General features: G+C 51.1%; 23 protein-coding genes. 17 read left to right on the forward strand and 6 right to left on the reverse strand.

Annotation, left to right across the window (positions count from 1 at the left end; genetic code table 11):
• Positions 1-43: 43 nt before the first annotated feature.
• From gcvH to VGS11_09175, 5 genes are all read right to left on the reverse strand, one after another.
• A complete protein-coding gene (gene gcvH, locus VGS11_09155; GenBank protein ID HEV2120253.1) occupies positions 44-454 on the reverse strand; it encodes a glycine cleavage system protein GcvH in 411 nt (136 codons plus the stop codon).
• A 73-nt stretch (positions 455-527) separates the two neighbouring features.
• Positions 528-3,188, reverse strand: coding sequence for a kelch repeat-containing protein (locus VGS11_09160; protein HEV2120254.1), 2,661 nt, complete (start codon positions 3,186-3,188; stop codon positions 528-530).
• A gap of 197 nt (positions 3,189-3,385) precedes the next feature.
• Complete coding sequence (locus VGS11_09165; GenBank protein HEV2120255.1) at positions 3,386-7,180, reverse strand: PKD domain-containing protein; 3,795 nt, start codon at positions 7,178-7,180, stop codon at positions 3,386-3,388.
• Between the two features lie 171 nt (positions 7,181-7,351).
• Positions 7,352-7,855, reverse strand: coding sequence for a hypothetical protein (locus tag VGS11_09170; GenBank protein HEV2120256.1), 504 nt, complete (start codon positions 7,853-7,855; stop codon positions 7,352-7,354).
• A gap of 143 nt (positions 7,856-7,998) precedes the next feature.
• Positions 7,999-8,577: a hypothetical protein gene (locus VGS11_09175; GenBank protein HEV2120257.1), complete on the reverse strand. Its 579-nt coding sequence runs from the start codon at positions 8,575-8,577 to the stop codon at positions 7,999-8,001.
• 60 nt (positions 8,578-8,637) lie between these two features.
• On the opposite strand from VGS11_09175, the gene VGS11_09180 reads away from it, so the two are divergent.
• Positions 8,638-9,246, forward strand: coding sequence for a nitroreductase family protein (locus VGS11_09180; protein ID HEV2120258.1), 609 nt, complete (start codon positions 8,638-8,640; stop codon positions 9,244-9,246).
• A gap of 294 nt (positions 9,247-9,540) precedes the next feature.
• On the opposite strand, the gene VGS11_09185 is transcribed toward VGS11_09180, so the two are convergent.
• On the reverse strand, positions 9,541-9,906 hold the full coding sequence (locus tag VGS11_09185) for a hypothetical protein (GenBank protein HEV2120259.1): 366 nt from the start codon (positions 9,904-9,906) through the stop codon (positions 9,541-9,543).
• A 234-nt stretch (positions 9,907-10,140) separates the two neighbouring features.
• Here VGS11_09185 and VGS11_09190 point away from each other — a divergent pair, with 234 nt between their 5' ends.
• The 16 genes from VGS11_09190 (at position 10,141) to VGS11_09265 (ending at position 19,838) form a co-directional block, all read left to right on the forward strand.
• Positions 10,141-10,683, forward strand: a complete 543-nt coding sequence (locus tag VGS11_09190; GenBank protein ID HEV2120260.1) for a hypothetical protein — start codon at positions 10,141-10,143, stop codon at positions 10,681-10,683.
• Complete coding sequence (locus VGS11_09195; protein ID HEV2120261.1) at positions 10,683-11,654, forward strand: SPFH domain-containing protein; 972 nt, start codon at positions 10,683-10,685, stop codon at positions 11,652-11,654. Before VGS11_09190 ends, VGS11_09195 begins: the two co-directional genes overlap by 1 nt.
• Positions 11,655-11,798: 144 nt before the next feature.
• Complete coding sequence (locus VGS11_09200; protein ID HEV2120262.1) at positions 11,799-12,380, forward strand: exosome complex RNA-binding protein Csl4; 582 nt, start codon at positions 11,799-11,801, stop codon at positions 12,378-12,380.
• Positions 12,377-12,670 (forward strand): DNA-directed RNA polymerase subunit L, encoded by a 294-nt coding sequence (locus VGS11_09205; GenBank protein ID HEV2120263.1) that lies wholly within the window; start codon positions 12,377-12,379, stop codon positions 12,668-12,670. The genes VGS11_09200 and VGS11_09205 overlap by 4 nt, the downstream gene beginning before the upstream one ends.
• 31 nt (positions 12,671-12,701) lie before the next feature.
• Positions 12,702-13,376: an HAD family hydrolase gene (locus VGS11_09210; protein ID HEV2120264.1), complete on the forward strand. Its 675-nt coding sequence runs from the start codon at positions 12,702-12,704 to the stop codon at positions 13,374-13,376.
• A gap of 34 nt (positions 13,377-13,410) precedes the next feature.
• Positions 13,411-13,779, forward strand: a complete 369-nt coding sequence (locus VGS11_09215) for a ribonuclease III family protein (protein ID HEV2120265.1) — start codon at positions 13,411-13,413, stop codon at positions 13,777-13,779.
• Positions 13,776-14,285 (forward strand): hypothetical protein, encoded by a 510-nt coding sequence (locus tag VGS11_09220; GenBank protein ID HEV2120266.1) that lies wholly within the window; start codon positions 13,776-13,778, stop codon positions 14,283-14,285. The genes VGS11_09215 and VGS11_09220 overlap by 4 nt, the downstream gene beginning before the upstream one ends.
• A gap of 22 nt (positions 14,286-14,307) precedes the next feature.
• On the forward strand, positions 14,308-14,631 hold the full coding sequence (locus tag VGS11_09225) for a transcription factor S (GenBank protein ID HEV2120267.1): 324 nt from the start codon (positions 14,308-14,310) through the stop codon (positions 14,629-14,631).
• A 2-nt stretch (positions 14,632-14,633) separates the two neighbouring features.
• Entirely contained in the window at positions 14,634-15,446 is an 813-nt protein-coding gene (pcn, locus tag VGS11_09230) for a proliferating cell nuclear antigen (pcna) (GenBank protein ID HEV2120268.1), read from the forward strand.
• A 10-nt stretch (positions 15,447-15,456) separates the two neighbouring features.
• Complete coding sequence (locus VGS11_09235; protein HEV2120269.1) at positions 15,457-16,509, forward strand: DNA primase large subunit PriL; 1,053 nt, start codon at positions 15,457-15,459, stop codon at positions 16,507-16,509.
• Positions 16,496-17,710, forward strand: a complete 1,215-nt coding sequence (locus VGS11_09240) for a DNA primase small subunit PriS (protein ID HEV2120270.1) — start codon at positions 16,496-16,498, stop codon at positions 17,708-17,710. Before VGS11_09235 ends, VGS11_09240 begins: the two co-directional genes overlap by 14 nt.
• Before the next feature lie 181 nt (positions 17,711-17,891).
• Positions 17,892-18,341, forward strand: a complete 450-nt coding sequence (locus VGS11_09245; protein HEV2120271.1) for a hypothetical protein — start codon at positions 17,892-17,894, stop codon at positions 18,339-18,341.
• A complete protein-coding gene (locus VGS11_09250; GenBank protein HEV2120272.1) occupies positions 18,334-18,666 on the forward strand; it encodes a 50S ribosomal protein L44e in 333 nt (110 codons plus the stop codon). The genes VGS11_09245 and VGS11_09250 overlap by 8 nt, the downstream gene beginning before the upstream one ends.
• 3 nt (positions 18,667-18,669) lie before the next feature.
• Positions 18,670-18,861, forward strand: a complete 192-nt coding sequence (locus VGS11_09255) for a 30S ribosomal protein S27e (GenBank protein ID HEV2120273.1) — start codon at positions 18,670-18,672, stop codon at positions 18,859-18,861.
• A 21-nt stretch (positions 18,862-18,882) separates the two neighbouring features.
• Positions 18,883-19,674: a translation initiation factor IF-2 subunit alpha gene (locus VGS11_09260; protein HEV2120274.1), complete on the forward strand. Its 792-nt coding sequence runs from the start codon at positions 18,883-18,885 to the stop codon at positions 19,672-19,674.
• Positions 19,671-19,838, forward strand: coding sequence for an RNA-protein complex protein Nop10 (locus VGS11_09265; GenBank protein HEV2120275.1), 168 nt, complete (start codon positions 19,671-19,673; stop codon positions 19,836-19,838). Before VGS11_09260 ends, VGS11_09265 begins: the two co-directional genes overlap by 4 nt.
• Positions 19,839-19,840 lie beyond the last annotated feature (2 nt).

The following is a 19,840-nucleotide window of genomic DNA, read 5'->3' on the forward strand; positions in this document are numbered from 1 at the left end:
AAGATAAACTTCCTAGGGGACGAAAACTAATCGTTTCTAGGTTTTATTTCTTTTCGGTTATTTTCTTTAAGAGGTCTTTGTAGTCGTGGGCCTTCATCAGGCTAGGCATTTCCTTCTTGAGATCCTCTGGCTTGATAATGGTGATCCAGCCATCTCCGTATGGTTTCTTGTTGACTAGCTCGGGAGCGTCGGATAGAGTATTGTTGACTTCAAGTACTGTTCCTGAAATAGGTGAGTAGACGTCAGCAACCGCTTTCACTGACTCGACTGTTCCAAGGCTTTGCATAAGTTCTATTCTTGCTCCTGGCTTTGGAAGATCAACGTATACTATTTCGTGAAGAGAGTTCTGAGCGTAATCTGTGACTCCTATCCTGCACTTGTCTCCCTCTATACGGAGCCATTCATGTTCTTTGGTATAGTAGAGGTCTTCGGGGACAGAGAATTCTCCTTTCAAACCTGAGAGCCAACAGACGCTAGTTTAGCGATCTCGCAGTATAAATCTTCGAAAATTGATCGTGTCGTTGCGGTCAGTCGTCTTGCGATTTCCTTCTGAGATATCCCTTGCGCCAAGCCACCGCTGCAAATCCCACTATCCCAACGATAGCTACCGCGCTCGTAATTGTCTTGCCCTGCGAGCTTAGCCATGTGGGCTTGACTTCGAAGCTGCCCAGCCCAGTTCCGTCCCCGCCCCCAGTTGAATGAACAGTTGCCTTGACCGCATACACGCCAATCGGGCCGGCACTGGGGATTTGATATTTCGCTATGAAAAGTCCGGCTGAGATTGATGTCGCGGGGAGGATGATCGTTGAACCGTCGGGCTTGATGAGTTGAATCGTCAGCTGAATGGCAGAGGGGCCTACCAATGTCCCGCCCTGTGCCAATAGGATGCTGATTACCGTGGTGTCTCCCGGGAAGTATATGGTTCCAACTTCAACGTTGACGGTCAAGGCATTTGGAGTTGGAAGAACGATGAAAGTTGTATTGACTTGTGCTAGCGTGCTGAGGTCTTGGGCCTTAACGAAGTGAGGCCCTGGCTGAGCATTCGGGACATCAAGGACGAACGTGAAGGATCCATTTGTCATAATGGTTGATCCAAGGAACATGTCATCGAAACTAACCGTTACACTGGCTTGAGTTTGGAAGAAGAACATTGGGAAATTGGAACCCTGAGCTGTCACTGACGTTCCTATCGTCCCACTAGATGGTGTCAGACTTAGCGACGGAGCGAGGACTGCTATGGAAATCGGGGTTGAGTGAGTAAGCATCCCTACAGCGGTGACCGTGATGGCATAGTTGCCGGGAACAGTGTTAGTAAACACTCCAATCAGAATTTGGACACCTCGGGATGTACTTGGTGAGAGAAAGACGAATGTTGTGTTTAGCTGCGTTACAGGCCCGTTGGTTGTGGTCGGGGCGACAGTTGCGGACAGTGAGAGGGTACCTGAGAATCCCTGGCTTATCAGATTGATTGTTGAAGAGACGCTTGTCCCTTCACGGATAACGAAGGCGTCAGGGATTGCGATTATGGAAAAGTCGGGTACTACGGAGATGGCCAGACGGACATTGTGGGATAGGGACCCGGCTGTTGCGGTTACGGTTATTGTGTAGTTTCCAAGCGACGTGGTTCCACTAGTTGAGATCGAAAGTTGGGATAGGGATGTCTTGTTGCTTGGGACAGACACGATTGTCGGAGCGAAAGAAAGGGTCAAGCCTGAAGGAGATACGATTCCTGAAAGGTTGACTTTCCCCGTGAAGTTCTCAAGACTAGTTACTGCGATTGATACAACTCCAGATGACTGTTGGCCTATAATCGACTGGATAGGGGTCGCGCTGAGGCGGAAGTTGGGTGGAGGTCGTCCGTAGATTCCGTTTAGGGAAAAGTGTGAAACGGTACAGCATGTTCCTCTTGTGAGGTTGTCGTTTAGGATTTCGATCGGGCTGTAGGTTCCGCCCACGGCCTTGTAGGTGATAGTGAAGAGTAAGCCGTTCAGCGTAGCATTGGGCGTAGATGAGACTGTCGCTGCTGAGTGGATTATGCCGGGCCCATCCATGCTTGTGCATCCTGTTCCAGCACCGTTCACGCAGTTGGCTAGCTGGGTTACCGTTGCGGTAAAGTTGGCCTGGAAGAGATTTCCAGCAATAGAAACACTTTGGGGATTGATGACAGATTGGTTTGATCTGACCATTATGTTCCATGAATTGAACGGCTGGATATTCCCAACTTTGACCTTGTAGGTAACTGTTGAACCGGAGGGTTGAACGGCCTGGCGGCTGGGGGATATGTAGAGCATGTTGTCCGCACAATGAAAGATCTGATTGGCAGGGTTTCCTCCGCCGCTGCCGAAGATTCCACCACTTATGATGAAAATTTCTCCTCTGTACGAGATCGCTTGCACTTCAGCGGTCGCCCTTGGAATGCTTAGAGAGTTATTCCAAGTATCGGTCGTGGGGTTGTAGGCGTAATTGGAGTTCTGAAGGCCAAGATTGGCTGTACTTCCACCAATGACGTAGATTTGGGGGCCACAAACTCCAGCTGCCGGGTCGACTAGCCCGGCTGGAGCAGAGGCACCTGACGTCCATGAATCAGATGTAATATCGTAAATGTAAGTGGTGGTACTCGCGGTTCCCGTTGTTGTGAATCCACCGAATACGTAGATCTTCTCGTTCAACAATGCGGTGTGGGCGTCAGCAAGGCCCGAGGGCAACGAGGTGCCCGTGGTCCAGGAATTGGTCGTCACGTGATAGATCTCCAGTATTCTCAGACTTCCTCCATTAGTGGGTGCGTCTGTTGTCCTTCCGCCAACAACGTAGATGTTTCCGTTGTAGTAGGCAGCCATGTGTTCAGTCGCTCTTGCCGTAGGCATTGATGAGAGGCTCTTCCAGGTGTTGTTCGCCGGGTTGTATCGCCATACGTCGTGGCCGACGATGCTGACAGGGCGGCCTCCAATAAGGTAGATGAACGTGCCGTCTGATACTGCGACTGTTTCGGATCTGGGGGACGAGGGTAGAGAGGCCTTTGTTGTCCAAGTGTCGTTTGCCGGGTTGTAGGCCTCATTTGCTGTGTTATCCCCTGTGGGGCCATAGCCAGCGATGTAGTAGAATATGCCGTTCACTTCGGCAGCTCCGTATCCCTCTCTTGGGGTCGGGATAGGAGCACCCGTTGTCCAAGCAGGAAGGGATGAGGCCAAGGGGGATATTGACGCAGAATTCATGGGAGCTGAGACGGTCTGTTGTAAGGAGACAGGATTTGCGAAGTGCCCAATCGTAGAATTGACATTGCTCAGGCCCTCTGAACGCCCAATTGAAGCCGCCGCCAGCGACACAGAAATCAACAACAGGAGTGGAATTGCAAGATGGGGGTTTCTAGAGCAGTCCATCAGATGTCTCAATCCTCGAACCCTTCCCTTTGGTTGAGAAACCCGGAGTCTTTGCTACCACTCTTCCTTCTGAAGTAGCCTTTTCGCCAAGCCACCGCTGCAAATCCTACAATACCAGCGACTGTAGCTCCACCGGCTAGGGTTTGACCGTGGGAGCTGAGCCAGCTCGGTTTGACCTCAAAGCTCACTAAAGATGAGCCATCAGAAGCGCTGACCATATGCGCAGTTGCAACGACAGTGTACGTCCCTAACGATCCAGATGTTGGTATGCTGTAGGTTGCTTTGTAGACGCCTGATGGAGTGATCGAGACGCTAAGTGTTGTTGTTGACCCGTCGGGCTTAACGAGGGTGAGTTGGAGTTGAAGCCCGCTGGGACCAACTTGAACTCCATTTAAGGTTGATAGTAGGTAGACGGTTGCGGTATCGCCGGGGAAATATATCGCGGCAGTCTTCACTGTAACGACTATGGCGCTCGGGACCGGGAGCACCTGGAATGCAGCAGCTGCATGTGCTCGCGAGAATTCGTCCACGACATTGACATAATGGGTCCCTGGCTGTGCGAGGGGAACATCGAATGTGAAATTGAAAGCCCCAGTAGACGTCGTGATGAATCCTATCGTCACGTTGTCAAATGCGACTTGAATGAAGGTTACTTGCCCTAAAAAGGCGAATTGAGGAACAGGAAATCCCGAGCCTTCGATTACAACCTTGGTTCCCGGACTACCAATGGCAGGGACTAGCTTCAGCACAGGGGGAGGAAGAATAGTCACCTGCCCTCCGGATGCGAAGTTGTCGGCAGGTGTTGGATCGTCGGCGAGAAATACTCTCGCCGTAATCGTATGATTTCCGACTTGGACGCCTGTCGTGTCCCATAGGATTGTAAAGAAGTAGATCTGGTGGACAGCATTGAAATCGGGGAATAGTGTTACACCGTTTATTGACCCGACGACTTTCGAATCCTGATACGCTGTAATATTCACCGTCACCTGGCTAGTTCCCGTATTCTCAAGCAGAACCGCAATGGACACGGTCTGAGTCGAAATAGCTCGTGTGGGGTTGGGAGAGACAGAGAATATGGCCGCATCGTGTGGTGGTATGGCATGAACTCGGATTATTAGAGAGGTGGACGCTGAGAGTTGTTCAGTATCGGTCACAGTGAGTGTAACTGTGAAGTTTCCGGTAGCAAAGTACGTGTGGACTGGAAATGTACCAAAGCCGAGAAGGGAGCCGTCTCCAAAGTTCCAAGACCAAGATGTTATGAATCCGTCAGCATCAGAGCTGCGAGAACCGTCGAAGAAGACACTCTGCCCAACGACAGGGTTAATCGGTGTGAATGTGAAGTTCGCGACTGGAGGAATGCCTGGCAGAGGACCTACGTGAATTATCTGAATCTGGCTACCGAACAGTCCCGCGTTATCTTCAACCTTTAGTTCGATGGCAAATGTCCCGACATTGTGATAGATATGAGTGACACTGAATATGCCGACGTTTGAAATCGTGAAACCGTCGCCAAAATCCCATGTAGAGTTCGTAATGCTCCCGTCAGGGTCGTGGCTACTGGACCCGTCAAACATGACTGCCTGTCCCACTGAGGGATTGGCTGGCGAGAACACGAAGCCAGCGATTGGAGGTTGGTCAGACCGGATCGTTAACCGGAGGGTCCTCATTCCTTGAAAGCCACTGTCAACATCGATAACAGTCAATCGGACTGTGAAGTTCCCCAGAAACCTGGTACCGCCTGGACTAACATAAGCGTGGAATACAGAGGTCACATTTGTAACCTCAGACCCACCGTCTCCAAAGTCCCACAGGTACAAGCGTATTCCTCGGCCAGTCCGATTGTCGGGGTCGAAGCTTGACGATGCGTCAAATTTTACTGCCTGAGCTTGTACGGGCATAGAGGGGCTGAAAATGAATCGTGCCATGGGTCCAAGTTTACCAGTCCCTGCTACATTTGTGAAGTAACCGTCTGCAGTCTCTACTCCAATATAGTAGGTGTTCCCGAGGGAATCGGTGTTTACTATGTCAGTCCAGTTGGGTCTCTTGCCGTTCGCATCTTGCCCGAAAGACGACGGGCCTGCCATTCCACTGGCCAAGGTCAGGGGACTCACACCAGTGCCGGTAACATTGAACACGATATTCGCAAGCGTTCCACTACCCCCGCTGAAAGAGACTCCGAGTCCAACAACGACTAGGCGGACAGCGCCGGGAGTGCTTGCGTCATTTATGATAGCTTGAGCTTTGTTTCCGAAAACCGTTGCTTGGCCGATTGTGCCATTAACGTCCGCATGGAGAACCCTGAGGTAATGCGAGTCATAGTACAACGCAAACTCGAATGCGTTGAACGTGGGAGCGCCGGTAACATTGACCTGAACGATTAATTGATTATTCGGAGTCAGGACCAAGCCGGGGCAAGCTATGTTAGTAATGTTGAATGAGCCGCAGTCATGGCTCCACACCGCGACGATTGGAACTCCGGTAAGAACGGCGCCTACGGTCACTGTGTGGGTGGCGGACGAAATCATGTTCTTCGCGTCAGTGACGGTTAGTGTGACTGAGTATGTCCCGCCACTGGCGTAAACGTGGCTCGCGGGGTTCCCGCCAACTAGGGTGCCGTCTCCGAAGTTCCATCCATAGGAGAATGGAGCTGTACCGCCGGAAACGAATGCATTGAATGATACAGACTGCCCTACCTGAGGCGAAGCTGGATTGATAGTGAAGTCAGCTGATAGAGTTTGGTTGTCACCGAGATGTAGGATTCCATTTTCTTGCAGTCTCGCCTGCTGACGTGTCTCTTGAGCGATCGCCTGGACTGTGAATTTCCCTGCTTGTAAATACCTATGATTGACGGTTGCGGATAGGCCGGATGTTATTCCTTGACTGAATCCATCGCCGAAAAGAAATGTGTACCGAAAAGTGCTGGAGCGGAGGGCTGCAGGATAGTTGTTGTTGTATGCTACGCTGGCCAGGAATTGCAGTGTTTGGCCTGCTCTGACCGTAGTAGAGTTTGCGGAGAGAGGAACTGTGAATGCTGCGGGTGTTCCTGTAATGTTGACTAGAAATGTCGTTACAGCGCTATTGGGACCATTGACCCGAGAAGCTGCGCTGTCAATAACAGAAAGCGTCGAATTGTAGACCCCTGCGTAGTTGTAGGACAGTGCGACGGTCTTGTTCTGTGATTGGGTGCCTAGGGGGATAACTACGGTGGGCGCGGAGCAAACGCTGTGATCAGTAGAGGATTGGGCCGGACAGAGATTGTAGCTTCCTGAATAGGATGGAACACCTCCAAGCCAGCTACCACGAACAGCACTCCGAACGACGCCAACTGGTAATTTGGAGAGAGGAGCGCTAGCAGCCAATGGTAGAAGCCTGGTAGCTGAGACGCTCAAGGTCCCGTTAGTAACGGTCAGCGTAACCCTGTTTACGAGCGGGGGCGGTGCTGTGATCGTGACAACGCTGCCTGTCGCGTCTATCTTATGAGAGTTGGTGGATGAGTCTATACTACTGAAGTCCCAGTTGTAGGTTAGGGCACCTTGACAGTATGAACAAGAAGCAGTAGCTATGAACGTTAGCGGATTACCCGGAACTTCAGGATTGGGAGATAAAAACCATGATGCGTTGAACCAGGCTGTCGATGGAGCGAGCGGTTGAGAATTGATGAGATTGAAGATATCCTGTGTACTGAAAGACCCGTCAATGGTAAAGTGCGGATCGGGACCAGTGCTGGTGCCGACGACGGAAACTATGATGTTTGTTCCAAAGTGGATAGTTGTGTACCCGGCGCCTACTACATCAAACCTCAATCGGAACAAGGTGACGCTGTTTATGTTTCCTGTATCGCCGTTCGGGCCGACATGGATGGACAGGACCGTCTGGGAAAGACGAACGACACCGTTGACATGATCGGTGCTTGATGCCAGCTGGAGGGTGCAGCTAGGAGTCGAGGGAGGACAGCCAACGTCGCCCCCGAACGTTCACCCTGCCTGGTCGAACGCAACGAAGTCTAGGATGTGCGGATCGTAATTGACAGTAATGTCAAACGCATTGATTGTCGTGTTCATATTGGTGAATATTACATTGGCGATGAATCCTCCCCCGATCTGGGGGCTGAGAGCTTCTGGGCTATCGGAGGTCAGGGGGTCAAGGGTAGCTGCCGGGTCTCCGTCAACGTCGCCTGCCCACTGGCAGTTCGAGTCAATTACTCCATCCGAGTCCTTAGTGCTGATCGGCGTTGGAAACGGATTGGGTGAGTCCGCGGAGGAACCTAAGGCACAATCAATACCTAGATTGTTAGCGGGACCGAGAGCACCAGATACCGGGTGAACGAAGGGAAGAGTGCCGGTGCCTAAGATGTAGGATGCAAAAGGTGATCCTAAACTGAGGGTCAGAATAATTGTCGCTAGAATTGAACGTGCAGTAAATCTGGTTCTCGCTCGGTCAAGACTCTCGAAAAAATAGTTTGCCATAATGGCTGGCATGGACGATCTCAAGCTGGAGGGGCTTGTGCAAATAAGCATTTTTCAGGAAGCCCATTCCATTTAAGTAAAACTTCAAGCAAATCATCTTTTCCTCGGAGTTTTCCAGCTTCCGCAGTAATGTGAAGCTACTAAGAATCAGAATACTACTCTGTAATTCTCCGTATTGCTCTGGGAATCTGGCTCCAGCTCTTGATTTTCACAACTCCTTGAAGCTCTGGAACGTCACGATTCCAGGGCCTGGCGTATAGGATTCCGCGCTTCCCAACGCTACGCGAAATTAGGGGCATAAGCTCAGGAGCATCGTCAATGTAGACGTCATAGTCCAAGTGAACCTTGTCCCTCATCCCCGGAACCCGCACGAATTGGTTGTATGGTATCTGGTGATGCTTTAGCCAGCTTTTCGCAGAGTCTATTGTCTGCCTGCTTCGACCTGTCACGATGTCGATTTTTCCTAGCACTTGCAGCTTGGAGACCTTCCGTGCAAGGTCTGGTTCGGTCGGCGGGATATTCTCCCAGTTATCCCATGTCTCATCCAAGAGCTGAAAAAACCGGTCGCGCTCCATGCCGAACTTGGTCCATGAGCCCCATGTGTCTAAATCGTCCAATCCAAACTTAGTTCCCAGCAGAGCATTCGCCCTCTTGCACCAGGCCTCCATTGTCTCTGCCAAGACACCATCAAGGTCTACTGCGATCCTCAATGTCCTAGTTGGGCGCTGGGACAATTCCAAGCGACTATTGGTCTCCGTATGCTTTAACCTAGGTCCCGTTAAGGGCCACTAACCATGCCAAAGGAAAAAACGGTCCTCGAGGGGATCAACACCCTACGGTCCATTCGAAAGTTCAAGGCTGACCCCGTCCCCGATCATGTTCTCAAGACAATTCTGGAAGCAGCCTCGAAAGCGGCTTCAGGAAGTAACACGCAACCATGGGAGTTCATTGTTGTCCGGGATCCTAGGCAGAAGGCCCAGCTAAAGGAGCCGATGCTGAAGACGTGGTTACAACGCCTCGGCAATAGCCCCGGTATATCGGATCGAATGAGAGTAGTCTATGATGACGCCACTGAGATGCTTCGAAATACCGAGAAGGTACCTGTCATAGTCTACTGCTGCGTCGACCTGAACCGCGTTAGCAAGAGCGACGAGGTCAAGTACGCTAGTATCTATCCGGCAGTCCAAAACCTCATGCTGGCCGCTCACGCGCTAGGTCTAGCCACATGCCTGACAGTTCACGGGTCCACCTCGACCCGTGGAGAACCAGAGGTCAAAAAGATCCTTGGAATCCCTGATCATGTTAAGGTAGCCTGCCTGATCTATCTTGGTTATCCAGCAATCAGACTTGGCCCCCCCAAGAGAAAGCCTGTCGAAAAATTCATACACTACGATCATTGGTAAGTCCTACTATTACCAAGATAATTCTCGCTTCCAAGCCCAAAATGAACCCTGATCTCGAATCCGGGCCTACCCCTAGATTTCGCACCTCAATCGTTCGGAAATCGCAAGGATAACTCCAACAAACGCATTTCCATCCAAGCCCGAATCACGCCCTGAATCATTGGACTCGCCCAGTATCCACGGCAGACAGCAAACTCCCTCGTCAAAAAGGGGGTACTAGCGACCACATCTCATGACGCAAGAGTACCTTGGCGGAAACGTGGGTGGAGGCAGTCCAGCTTGATAACGAGACTTCTATTGCCCGCTACTTGTCGAAGTCTCTCTGTTAGGCTCTTCCTGGCCAAAACTAGAGCCGATATCCGAGAATATCGAGTTCGTTTCTGTCGATGAGGACCCGAACAGTGAACTGTCCGAGGGAACCTGCCAAGATGGCAACGTTGAGTCTTGACTGGGCACGCTATTCGCAGGCTCTGTTTTCGTCGCAGGCTTTGATTTCTTCCCTTCCTTAACGTATACTATTACGATCTTGTATGATTCGTGGCAACTCTTGCATCGTCCGACTTGGACGACCCTTTTGAGCTTGAGAGTATGCGTCTTGCAACTGGGACAATCGATGAAACGGCTACGTGCAACTGGCTCTTCCTGCTTGACAGTCTTCATCTGCGTAACGGTTTCAACTCGTGAATCTTGACATAGCCATTCTGTAACCGGCGCTAGAGACTAATCGTGACCCATCCTCTTGATCTCATCGACGAAGCATTTCGTAGATCGATTCCATCTCATAGTCGGTTTTCAAAGTTGGAAAAACTAGTCCCTGCTTTTGCCCCGCGTGGGTTTTGACACCCTTAAAAGTAACTTGGCATGAAACCTGAGTCGCCGAGGAAAGGTTCGAATTTGAGCCAGCCGAGTAATTCGTTTTACGACAGGGCCAAATCCCAGACCAACCTTCAAGAGAAAATCATGCTTCTTATTCCGGGATTTCACGGATACAAAGAGAGAGAGATTCGACGAGAATCAGACAAGCTGCTCAGAAACCAGATCTATCAGAAACTCTCGAGCGCTGAATCACAAGCTAAAGACACCTATAGGTCCCTCGTCAACCAAGGAATCAACGATACTTGGGACGATACAGACCATCTCATGGCGCGACTTGACAGAGTCGTCGAGCGTATCAATCATTCAGAATATGGATACGCGGGCTTCTTCGATGTGACAAAGGTCAAGGAGCCGGACTTGGATCGGATGATGGACTATGACATGCAACTCCTCCAGATGACAGATACCGTAACAAGTGCAATCCAAGGTCTCAAAGACTCCGTAGATGGTGGACATGTTCAAGACGCGAAAGGAAAGATTTCTGACGCTATGAAAGCGGTCGAAGCGCTCGAGACCGCGTATAACGGACGCAAAGACATAATCCTAGGAGTCCAGCAGTAGTGCCACAAGTCATAGAATGGAGAGGAGCAGGCCCAGACGACATCGTCTGGCGATACCCAGTAGAAGAGATCACCAATGCTGCGCAGTTAGTGGTTCACGAGTACGAGACGGCGGTCTTCCTCAAAGACGGAAAAGCCTACGACGTCTTCCCTCCTGGCAGACACACTCTTACAACTCTCAACCTGCCTCTGATAACGTCAGCATACCGTATATTCTTCGGCGGAAAGACCCCCTTCACAGCCACGGTCATATACGTCTCGACGAAACAGTTCGCCGGTAAGTGGGGCGCGAAGGCCCAGACGACAGAGCTCGCGCCGTTGATGGTGCACGGGACAGCTTGGCTCAGAGTAACAGATCCGAACCTTTTCGTCAATGAAGTTGTCGGCGGACAGGGAGCCTATAGTACTCCGCAGGTGGACGATTTCATCCGAGGCTTCATCAACGAAAGAGTCATCGATGAAATGTCGAAATACGATCTCCAAACCGCATTCACCCAACTCGACAAAGCATCGGTCAGTGTCAAGGTCAACATCAATGATGCTCTGAAACGACTCGGAACCGACCTGGTCGATTTCAAGTTCGAGGGAATCGACACCTCTGATCAGTTCCGTGACCGGCTCTTTTGGATCAAACAGAAAGCAGCCACTTCAGACGTGTTGAGGATGGAGACCGCCAAGGACATCGGGTCGAGCATTGGCTCATCTCCAGGCGCAGGCTTCGGAGCAGGAATGGTCCTCATACCGCAAGTGATGAACGCCCAGATGCAGCCCGCTGTTCAACCGCAGGCAGCGCTCGTTGCATGCCCCAAGTGCGGAAACGGTGTTCAACAGGGAGCCCGGTTCTGCCCTAACTGTGGCGCGACCATGTTCGTACCGCCCGCTGCCCAAGCTATGACGCCTTGTCCCAACTGCGGAAAACCGGTCGCCGCGGGGACCAAGTTCTGTCCGGAATGTGGGCAAAAGATGCAATAAACCATCCATTTCTTGAGGGCTAATCCACTTCCCGACCCTTTGATAGGTACGAGGACGAATAACGCTAAGTTGTCTTACAAAGACAAGGGTATAAAAATCGGGCCGACGAAAAGAGGCTGTTCCTGAAAGGTTACTAGAACAGCCATGATAAAGAAGCTGGACGGACAATTCGTCGTACCGGGAGAGAAGCTCGGCGTCGTTGAAGAGTTCATGCCGGGCCGCGGTACCGTCGAGGTAGATGGAACTGTCTTTTCATCCCAGACGGGAGTTGCAGCAGTCGATTCTAACCGTCACATAGTCTCAGTAAAACCATCGGCTGGACCCCCTGTCGTCCCTGAAGAGGGTTCAACGATCATTGGAGTTGTCGAGAAAGTCCAGGAGAAAATGGCCATCGTTAACATCGTTGTAGTTGACGGTCACAAGGTCCAGCCACCATTCACAGGAATGTTGCACATCTCAAACTCAAGTCCTAGGTTCGAGCGCTTCATGGGGGACGTCTGCAAACCGAACGACGTCATCCGAGGAAAGGTGATCGATGTAAGCCAGAGGATACCGAAGCTTACAACGGTTGGACGCGAAATGGGCGTGATCAAGGCCTACTGCTCTCGGTGCGGAGGCGAACTCGTACTATCAGGAAGGATTCTCCGCTGTACATTGTGCCTAAATGTCGAGAGACGACGGCTAACAGAAGACTTCGGAGCCGACGGAGGAAACGTTCCAAGTTGAAGGTCAACGTCTTGAAAAAATCGAAGGGATTCCTCAAAGTTGAGGTCGAGGGAGAAGGTCACACCTTCGGGCATCTCATGCAACAAGCACTCTTAGAAGACAAGACTGTAGACTGGGCAGGCTACGACCTTCCTCACCCACTCTTCACCAAGCCCGTCATAACTCTGAGAATGAAAGGCGAGTCCTCTGCGGAGAAGGCTTTGGAACGGGCGGCGAAAAAAGTCCATCAGGATACTGATGAGTTTATCGAAAAGTTCAGTGCTGCAGTAGCAGCCGAAGCTGAAAACTAGCCGGGGCCGCCCTCTGCCATCGAAGGGCGTCATTTTCGATTTTGATGGAACGCTCTACGGAGACTGGAGACTCTGGATTGCCCTGATCGAAGAGACTCTTAGAGAATTCAACGTTTCAACAACAGCCTACGAGGCTCTTGAGCTAGCAAGAGACCTCATTAGGAAAGGGGGGGAGGCTCGGGAAACTCTCAAAATAAGCGGAATCGCCGTCTCTCTCGCTAGACAACACGGACTTGAACGCGACGAGGAAGTTCGATCAAGATTCTTCGAAAAACTCGATGCCAAGATGGATGAGACAGGGCCAGGAAACGATCTGGTCGCGCTCTTGGAGCAACTCAAACAAAGAGAATTCATAATGGGCCTGGTAACTTTTGTGCGGAGACCAAGGCTTACGAGGCGTTTGGACGTTTGGAAACTGAAAGACTACTTCCGTTGCGCGATTACCCCAGAGCAAGTTGAAGAGTTCAAACCATCACCACAGCCTTTCCTGAAAGCAATTGAAAACTTCGCCCTCCTTCCCAAAGAATGCTTTGTAGTCGGAGATGAGCCTGTGGATATGCTGGGCGGAAAACGAGCGGGTATCCAGACAATCGGACTGCCTCAAGGATTCTATTCCCGAGAGGAATTGGAGGAGGCGGGGGCTGACTCGATAATAGCCTCTCTCAACGCCTTACCATCAATTCTCTTCAATAATCATCTTCAATAGCGCAGCGGTCGCCGAATCGCATGGGGGGTCGCGATTGAACGAGGAGGCTCTTGTCAAGATTCTGACCGACACTAGGCTCGCTCAGTTCGGAGACTCTCTCCTAAACTTCGCATACTCGATAGCCCTTACAGAAATTACGGGCCGACCAAATGGAACGAAGGTCCGAGACAAGATCCTTGCCGATGCTGCCGCAAGAGCCGGATTGAGAAAACATCTTCCAAGAAGAGTGGGCAGAGGAGACGTGGCTAACAGTTTGGAGGCATTGCTGGGATATCTATGGTTACAGAAAATGATCACCCTTGAGGAGGTCGTTGTCTGTCTCAAGAAAGACAACCTTGAACCTAGCGTGAACTTTTCCATCCTTGCGGAAATAGCTCTAACCAAGCTTCGGCAACAATCATGACTCGGAGGTTTGCCGTCAAGAAAGAGATTAGGATACTTGGGCTCGACTTTTGCAACCCGAGGCGGCAGGTAGGCGCGGTTGTAAGAGGTGGACATTACCTAGACGGAATTGTGGTCTTTCCCGCCAGACCCATTCCACAGAACAGAGCAATTGCTTCAGCGATTCTCCGAACGAGATTTTTTCCCGAGCTTAGGCTGATCATGGTTCACCATACCCGACATCGGCTCGATGCTAAGGTCATCGAGAAGCTGACGAAGCTCCCAGTCGTCGAAGTCGCCTCGGCCAATAAGCGAGCCTCAAATGGATTCGAATCATATAAGATCGGAAGTAAGAAGTCGCAAATAGCGAGTTCTCTTCCCTCCGAGACTCTCCAGGAGATCCTCTCCACAACCTGGCTAACAGGAACGCTTCCGGAACCGTTGCGAATAGCCCACTTAGTCTCCAGATCCCGAATTTTTTCGGGAAAAAGGCGCGTTTCTAAGCCAACAAATAAATTCGCCTTCTAGCGCTTTTAACAGTGAATCTGTTTTGCAGTTCTGTCCGAAATGCGGGTCCACACTCTTACCCGCCAAGAGAGAGAAGAAGGTGTTCATGGCCTGCGGAAAGTGCGGCTACTCGAGCAACCGCGGAGATAAGCAAGTTAGCAGGCTAGCTCATGATAAAGAGAAGATCGTGGTCATTGGTAGAGAAGAACAGAAGATAAGGACCCTCCCGAAGGCCAAAGCGGAATGCCCCAAGTGTAACAATCACGAGGCATTCTACTGGCTCGTTCAGACAAGGGGCGGCGATGAGTCTTCAACCCAATTCTTTAGATGTACCAATTGCGGCGCCACATGGCGGGAGAATAGCTAGAATTGCTGGAAAGTTCAATAGCCGAAACCTCGGCTAAGAAGGAAAAGCCGGCTAATCCCATGTTCAAAGCCACTATGAACGATGCACGGCTCTTCCGCAACCTCATAGGAGCAATCTCAAGCCTTATCGAAGAAGCAGACTTCAACGCTTCCCCTGATGGAATCAAGCTACGCTCCATGGACCCCTCGCACATAGCAATGGTTGATTTCGAATGGCCCAAGACAGCCTTTGACACCTACGAGTGCACAACTCAAACGAAACTCCGGCTCAGCGTATCGAACCTCCTCAAGCTGTTGAAGAGGACGAAAAGTGATGAATCCATCGAGGTAGTCTATGATGACGCGAACAAGAAACTCAACATTACTCTCAAAGGCAACATTGTAAGGAAATTCATAACCCCGACCCTCGAACCATCTACGGAAGAGGTTCCGACGCCAAAGGTCCCGTTCAACGCGAGAGTCAAGATTACCGCCGCGAGCCTGCGAGACATTATCGATGACGCGCAATCCATAAGCGACAATGTCAAGCTCGAAGTGACCCAGGAAAAATTCGTAGTAAGAGCAGCTGGAGAACTGACTAGCGCACTAATAGAATTGGACAAGGGAAGCGATGCCATTCTTGAACTAGACGTGAAGGAACCAGCGAAGGCCACGTACAATCTCAACTATCTCGGAGAAATAATCCGGGCAGGCTCAGGAGCCTCCGAGGTTACCTCTCTCGAGTTCTCCACCAACATGCCAATCAAAGTAGAATTTGAAATGCCCCAGCAAGGAAGGCTCCTCTACTATCTCGCCCCAAGAATAGAAGCCGAATAAGAAGAATCTAATGTTAACAAGGGCTGACCTGGCCAAATACCCCTTCCTTAACGAAGCCTCTGACTACATCAAAGAACTAGGAATCTCCATCGACGACATCGCATCCCCAGACTTCAGCCCGGTAATGGAAAGGGCAGAAAAAAGACTGGAAGAAGCCCTCTCAAAAGGAAGGGTCTCAAACGAGTTCGGCAACGAGAACGCTGAGATCCTATCATTCCCAGTCTCCAATCTAATCCTGAGTCTCACCGGAGAGGAGCGGGCGCAGAGAAGATTTGCACTTGCCGAAGCGAAGAGAGCTTACGAACTGCTCCGACAGGAAAATCCCGACAAACTAGAATACATCGCCCGCACGACCTTTGGCTGGAAGCTAGCGAAAATCGACGCTCAGCCGGGAAAGAGGTTCTATGATTTCGCAATCTCTTTGGCCGACTATCTCAGAAACGCGGTCCACCTTAAAGAGCCGAAATGGAAGTTGCCGAACAGGATTCTAGACCACGGTCTCATCTACGCTACTAGGGAGGAGCTGGCCCGCCTCCTTGAAGAAGAGGTCAGAACGAGAATAATCGACAGGAGCGGTCGCATTCCCGGACAGGTACCGAAGCTCCTGCAGCCCAAGGTCGAACAGACTAAGGGGCTCATCACCAAATGGCTGGGCACTCCATCTCACTTTGAACTTCCGAAGGTACCCGCGCCAGAAGCAATGCCTCCCTGCGTCAGGCATCTCATTGATAACCTCGCAGAAGGGAAGAACGTCCAACACATGGGCCGATTCACCCTCGCATCGTTCCTGGTCAACATCGGAGCCGGAGAAGAGGAGATAGTCAAGACGTTCAAGCCTGCAAGCGACTTTTCAGAGAGAATGACCCGCTACCAGGTTGAACACATCGCCGGCAAACGGGGTGGCAGAACAAAGTATACCTGCCCGATGTGCACGACACTGAAGACGCACGGAGTATGCTACAAGCCGGACGAGATCTGCACTACTATCCGAAACCCTCTGAGTTACTACAAGAGAAAAGCTAGAACCCTTACCGGAAGGGGGCCGAACCGTGAACCCAGCTGAACAGGCCGTCCGACAGAAATTCCAACAATACTATCTCGACCCGAACAGACAGTTGGACCCACCTCCAAATCCTTCAGAAAGGGAATACGGGTTCTTGCTATTCGGCGGAAAGTTCATGGTCAGACATCGCTCGTTCAGAGAACCTGACTTGCTCCTTGCCGCGATCAGAGATTTGGTCCCGTTGCATGTCTACTTCTCCACGGCTTACTATCGTGAACCTACCGCACCCATGGAGGGCAAAGGATGGACTGGTGCCGATCTAGTCTTTGACATTGACGCGGACCACCTCAACACACCATGCAAACCAGACCATGACAGCTGGAAATGCAAAGCATGCGGCACCAAAGGAGCCGGCGGCGCCCCAAAGCTCTGTCCAAAATGCAAGAACGATCGAATGGAAGAACAAACCTGGCTCTGCGACAGATGCCTCCAGGAAGCCAAAGAGGAAACCGCTAGACTCCTGGAAATGCTCTACACAGATCTTGGAATAGACCACGATAACACTAGGCTCATCTTCTCAGGACACCGCGGATACCATGTCCACGTGTCCTCAAAACAAACCTCGCAGCTCGGAGAAGAAGAACGCAGAGAAATCGCAGACTACCTTCTAGCCCAAGGACTAGACCCTCAACTCCACGAACTAGAGGAGACGAGTATCGACGGGACAAAGGTTGCAGAAGGCCCTTTGGTCGGTCAGCCGGGATGGAGAGGACGAATAGTTACTGGAATCTACGATCTACTGGGAGGCGAGATCGACCAGATAGGCCTCACGTCGAATCAGGTCCAGGCCCTGAAATCATGGAATAGGGAAGACCTACTCAGGAAACCATTCTGGAGTTCTGTCAAAGGCGTTGGATTGCCAACATGGAAAACCTTGGTGTCAAAGGCCGTCGAGAAAAAATCGGCAAAAATAGACACTGTCGTCACAACGGATATCCACAGACTCATCAGAATGCCAGGAACCCTCAACGGCCACACAGGACTACTCGCAATGAGGGTTCCAGAAGAAAGACTAGACGAGTTCGACCCGTTCACAGAACCACTAGCCTTCCAGGGCGAGATGAAAGTCAAGGTCAACGAGTCTCCAGCCTTCAGACTCGGAAACAGAAAACTCGGACCATATCACGACGAGACTGTCCTATTACCGTCAGCCGCAGCTATCCTCCTTCTCTGCAAGCACAGAGCAGAACTGATAGCATAGACCAATCTCAAGATATTATTAGCTCGGCAACAAACCAGTCGTCATACCCCCAGAGAGATGTTTTGCTACGGCTACGATCTACGATGAGACAATTGAGGCCTGGCGTCGCGAGTTCCACAGTGCGGAACTCCAAGAACTCAGACCAGACCTCTTTCGCGATGTAGCCGCCTACGTTCGAAGATTGAAGGAAGCGCAGAGAAACCTAGACCAACGATCTCTCAAAGCCATACTGCTAGATGAAGAAACGAGAAGAATAGAACAACTCGTGGTTCAACTAATAGACCGAAGACTCTCAAAAATCTGGCGCACAGCACAGACAAACGGCCACGTCACGACCCACGCCTCCGAGAAATGGGCCCAGGAAGAACTCTCCAGTCTTACCCGTCACTACAGAAAATTCAAGGAAGACACAGTCCAGGGAATAGAACCGTCCAACTCCCCGGAGAAAAAGAAAGAGAAGCTCCTGCTTCGATTCGTAAATGACATGCCCTCCATCATTGGCGTGGACCTGAAAACCCACGGCCCGTTTCTGAAAGAAGACATCGCCATTCTCCCTTACGAGAACGCTGAGAGCCTAATACGGCAAGGCACTGCAGTCGAAATAAGACCAAGCCACAGGGATAATGGATAAAAGGACGCCCCAGCCCCAAACCCACCCCTCCTACGGTGAAGAAAAAACGAAGTATCCAAAAGAGGTCAACACCTACTGCCCCAAGTGCAAACACCATACAGCCCACGCCGTCGCCGTTTACAAGGCAGGCAAGCAGCGGACTCTATCATGGGGAGCCAGGCGACAAGAGAGGCGAAAACATGGTTACGGCGGACAGAAATTTCCAGAGCTGAAAAGGACCGCGAAGACAACCAAGAAAGCACTTCTCAAGCTGAAATGTCGCGACTGCAACTACACCATTGAGAGACTGGGAATCCGACTGAGAAAACTTGAGGTTGGCGCCTAGTCCTTGCGATGGGAACTCATACCCAAACCCCGAAGCGTATTCCTACGCGTGAAATGTCCGAAATGCGCGAATGAACAGGTAATTTTCGAAAGAACGAGCAACTACGTGAAGTGCACCGTTTGTGACGAGCTTCTAGCTCAACCGAGAGGCGGAAAGGCAGAGATTAGAGGAGAAATATTACAACCCCTTGCGTAGAGCAGACCGGGAAGGACCGAGTTGAGTACCCAGGCTTCACAAGCGCTAATGCCCGAGGTTGGCGACTTGGTCGTTGCTACGGTAACCAGAGTTGAAGACTACGGTGCCTACGTTAAGCTCGACGAGTACAGCGGCATCGAGGGCCTTGTCCACATATCCGAGATCTCAACAACTTGGGTCCGGAACATTAGGGAACACGCACGACAGGGTCAGAAACTCGTTCTAAAGGTTCTACGAGTAAGTTCCCAACGTAACCAGATAGATCTCTCCCTCAGAAGGGTCACAGGGAGAGAAAAATCCGAGAAGATGCTTGAATGGAAGAAGGAACGAAAGGCAGACGCTATATTGAAAAGCGCCGCTGAAAAACTGAACAAATCCGTTGAGGATGCTGAGGATATCAGAAAGACTCTTCTGGACAAGTTTGGAGGGCTCTATTCTCCACTAGAAGAAGCCCTGGACGAGGGCCCCGAAGTGCTCGTAAAGGGAGGGCTCTCTGAGGAATGGGCTCAAGCGATAGCAGAGGTCACCAAGAGCAAGATCAGGCTTGAGAGGTCGAAAGTACGAGGAACTGTCTCGGTAACTTGCCACAAGCCCGGAGGCGTCGAGATAATCAAACAAGCACTGATGAGCGCTAAGAAGATCCGCAAACCCCGCGGGAGCGAGGTAAAGATTTACTCTATCGGTTCCCCAAAATATAGAATCGAAGTCGAAGCGCCAAGCTTCGAAGCAGCTGAGAAAACCCTCAGTCTCGCAGTCGAGGAAGTTATCGGGACCATCAAGAAAGCAGGCGGCGAGGGAAGGAAGCTTGGATGAAATGGCTAACGAGACGGTGTCCCAAGTGCTCGGCATATTCTCTGAAAGAAACATGCCCAAAATGTGGGACTCAAACTAGGAACCCTCACCCGCCGAAATTCTCGCCAGACGATAAGTACGCGCGACAGCGAATGGAAGGATCCAGTCGCTTATCAGAAGCTTAGGA

The organism is Candidatus Bathyarchaeia archaeon (assembly GCA_035935655.1).
Classification (GTDB): domain Archaea; phylum Thermoproteota; class Bathyarchaeia; order 40CM-2-53-6; family 40CM-2-53-6; genus 40CM-2-53-6.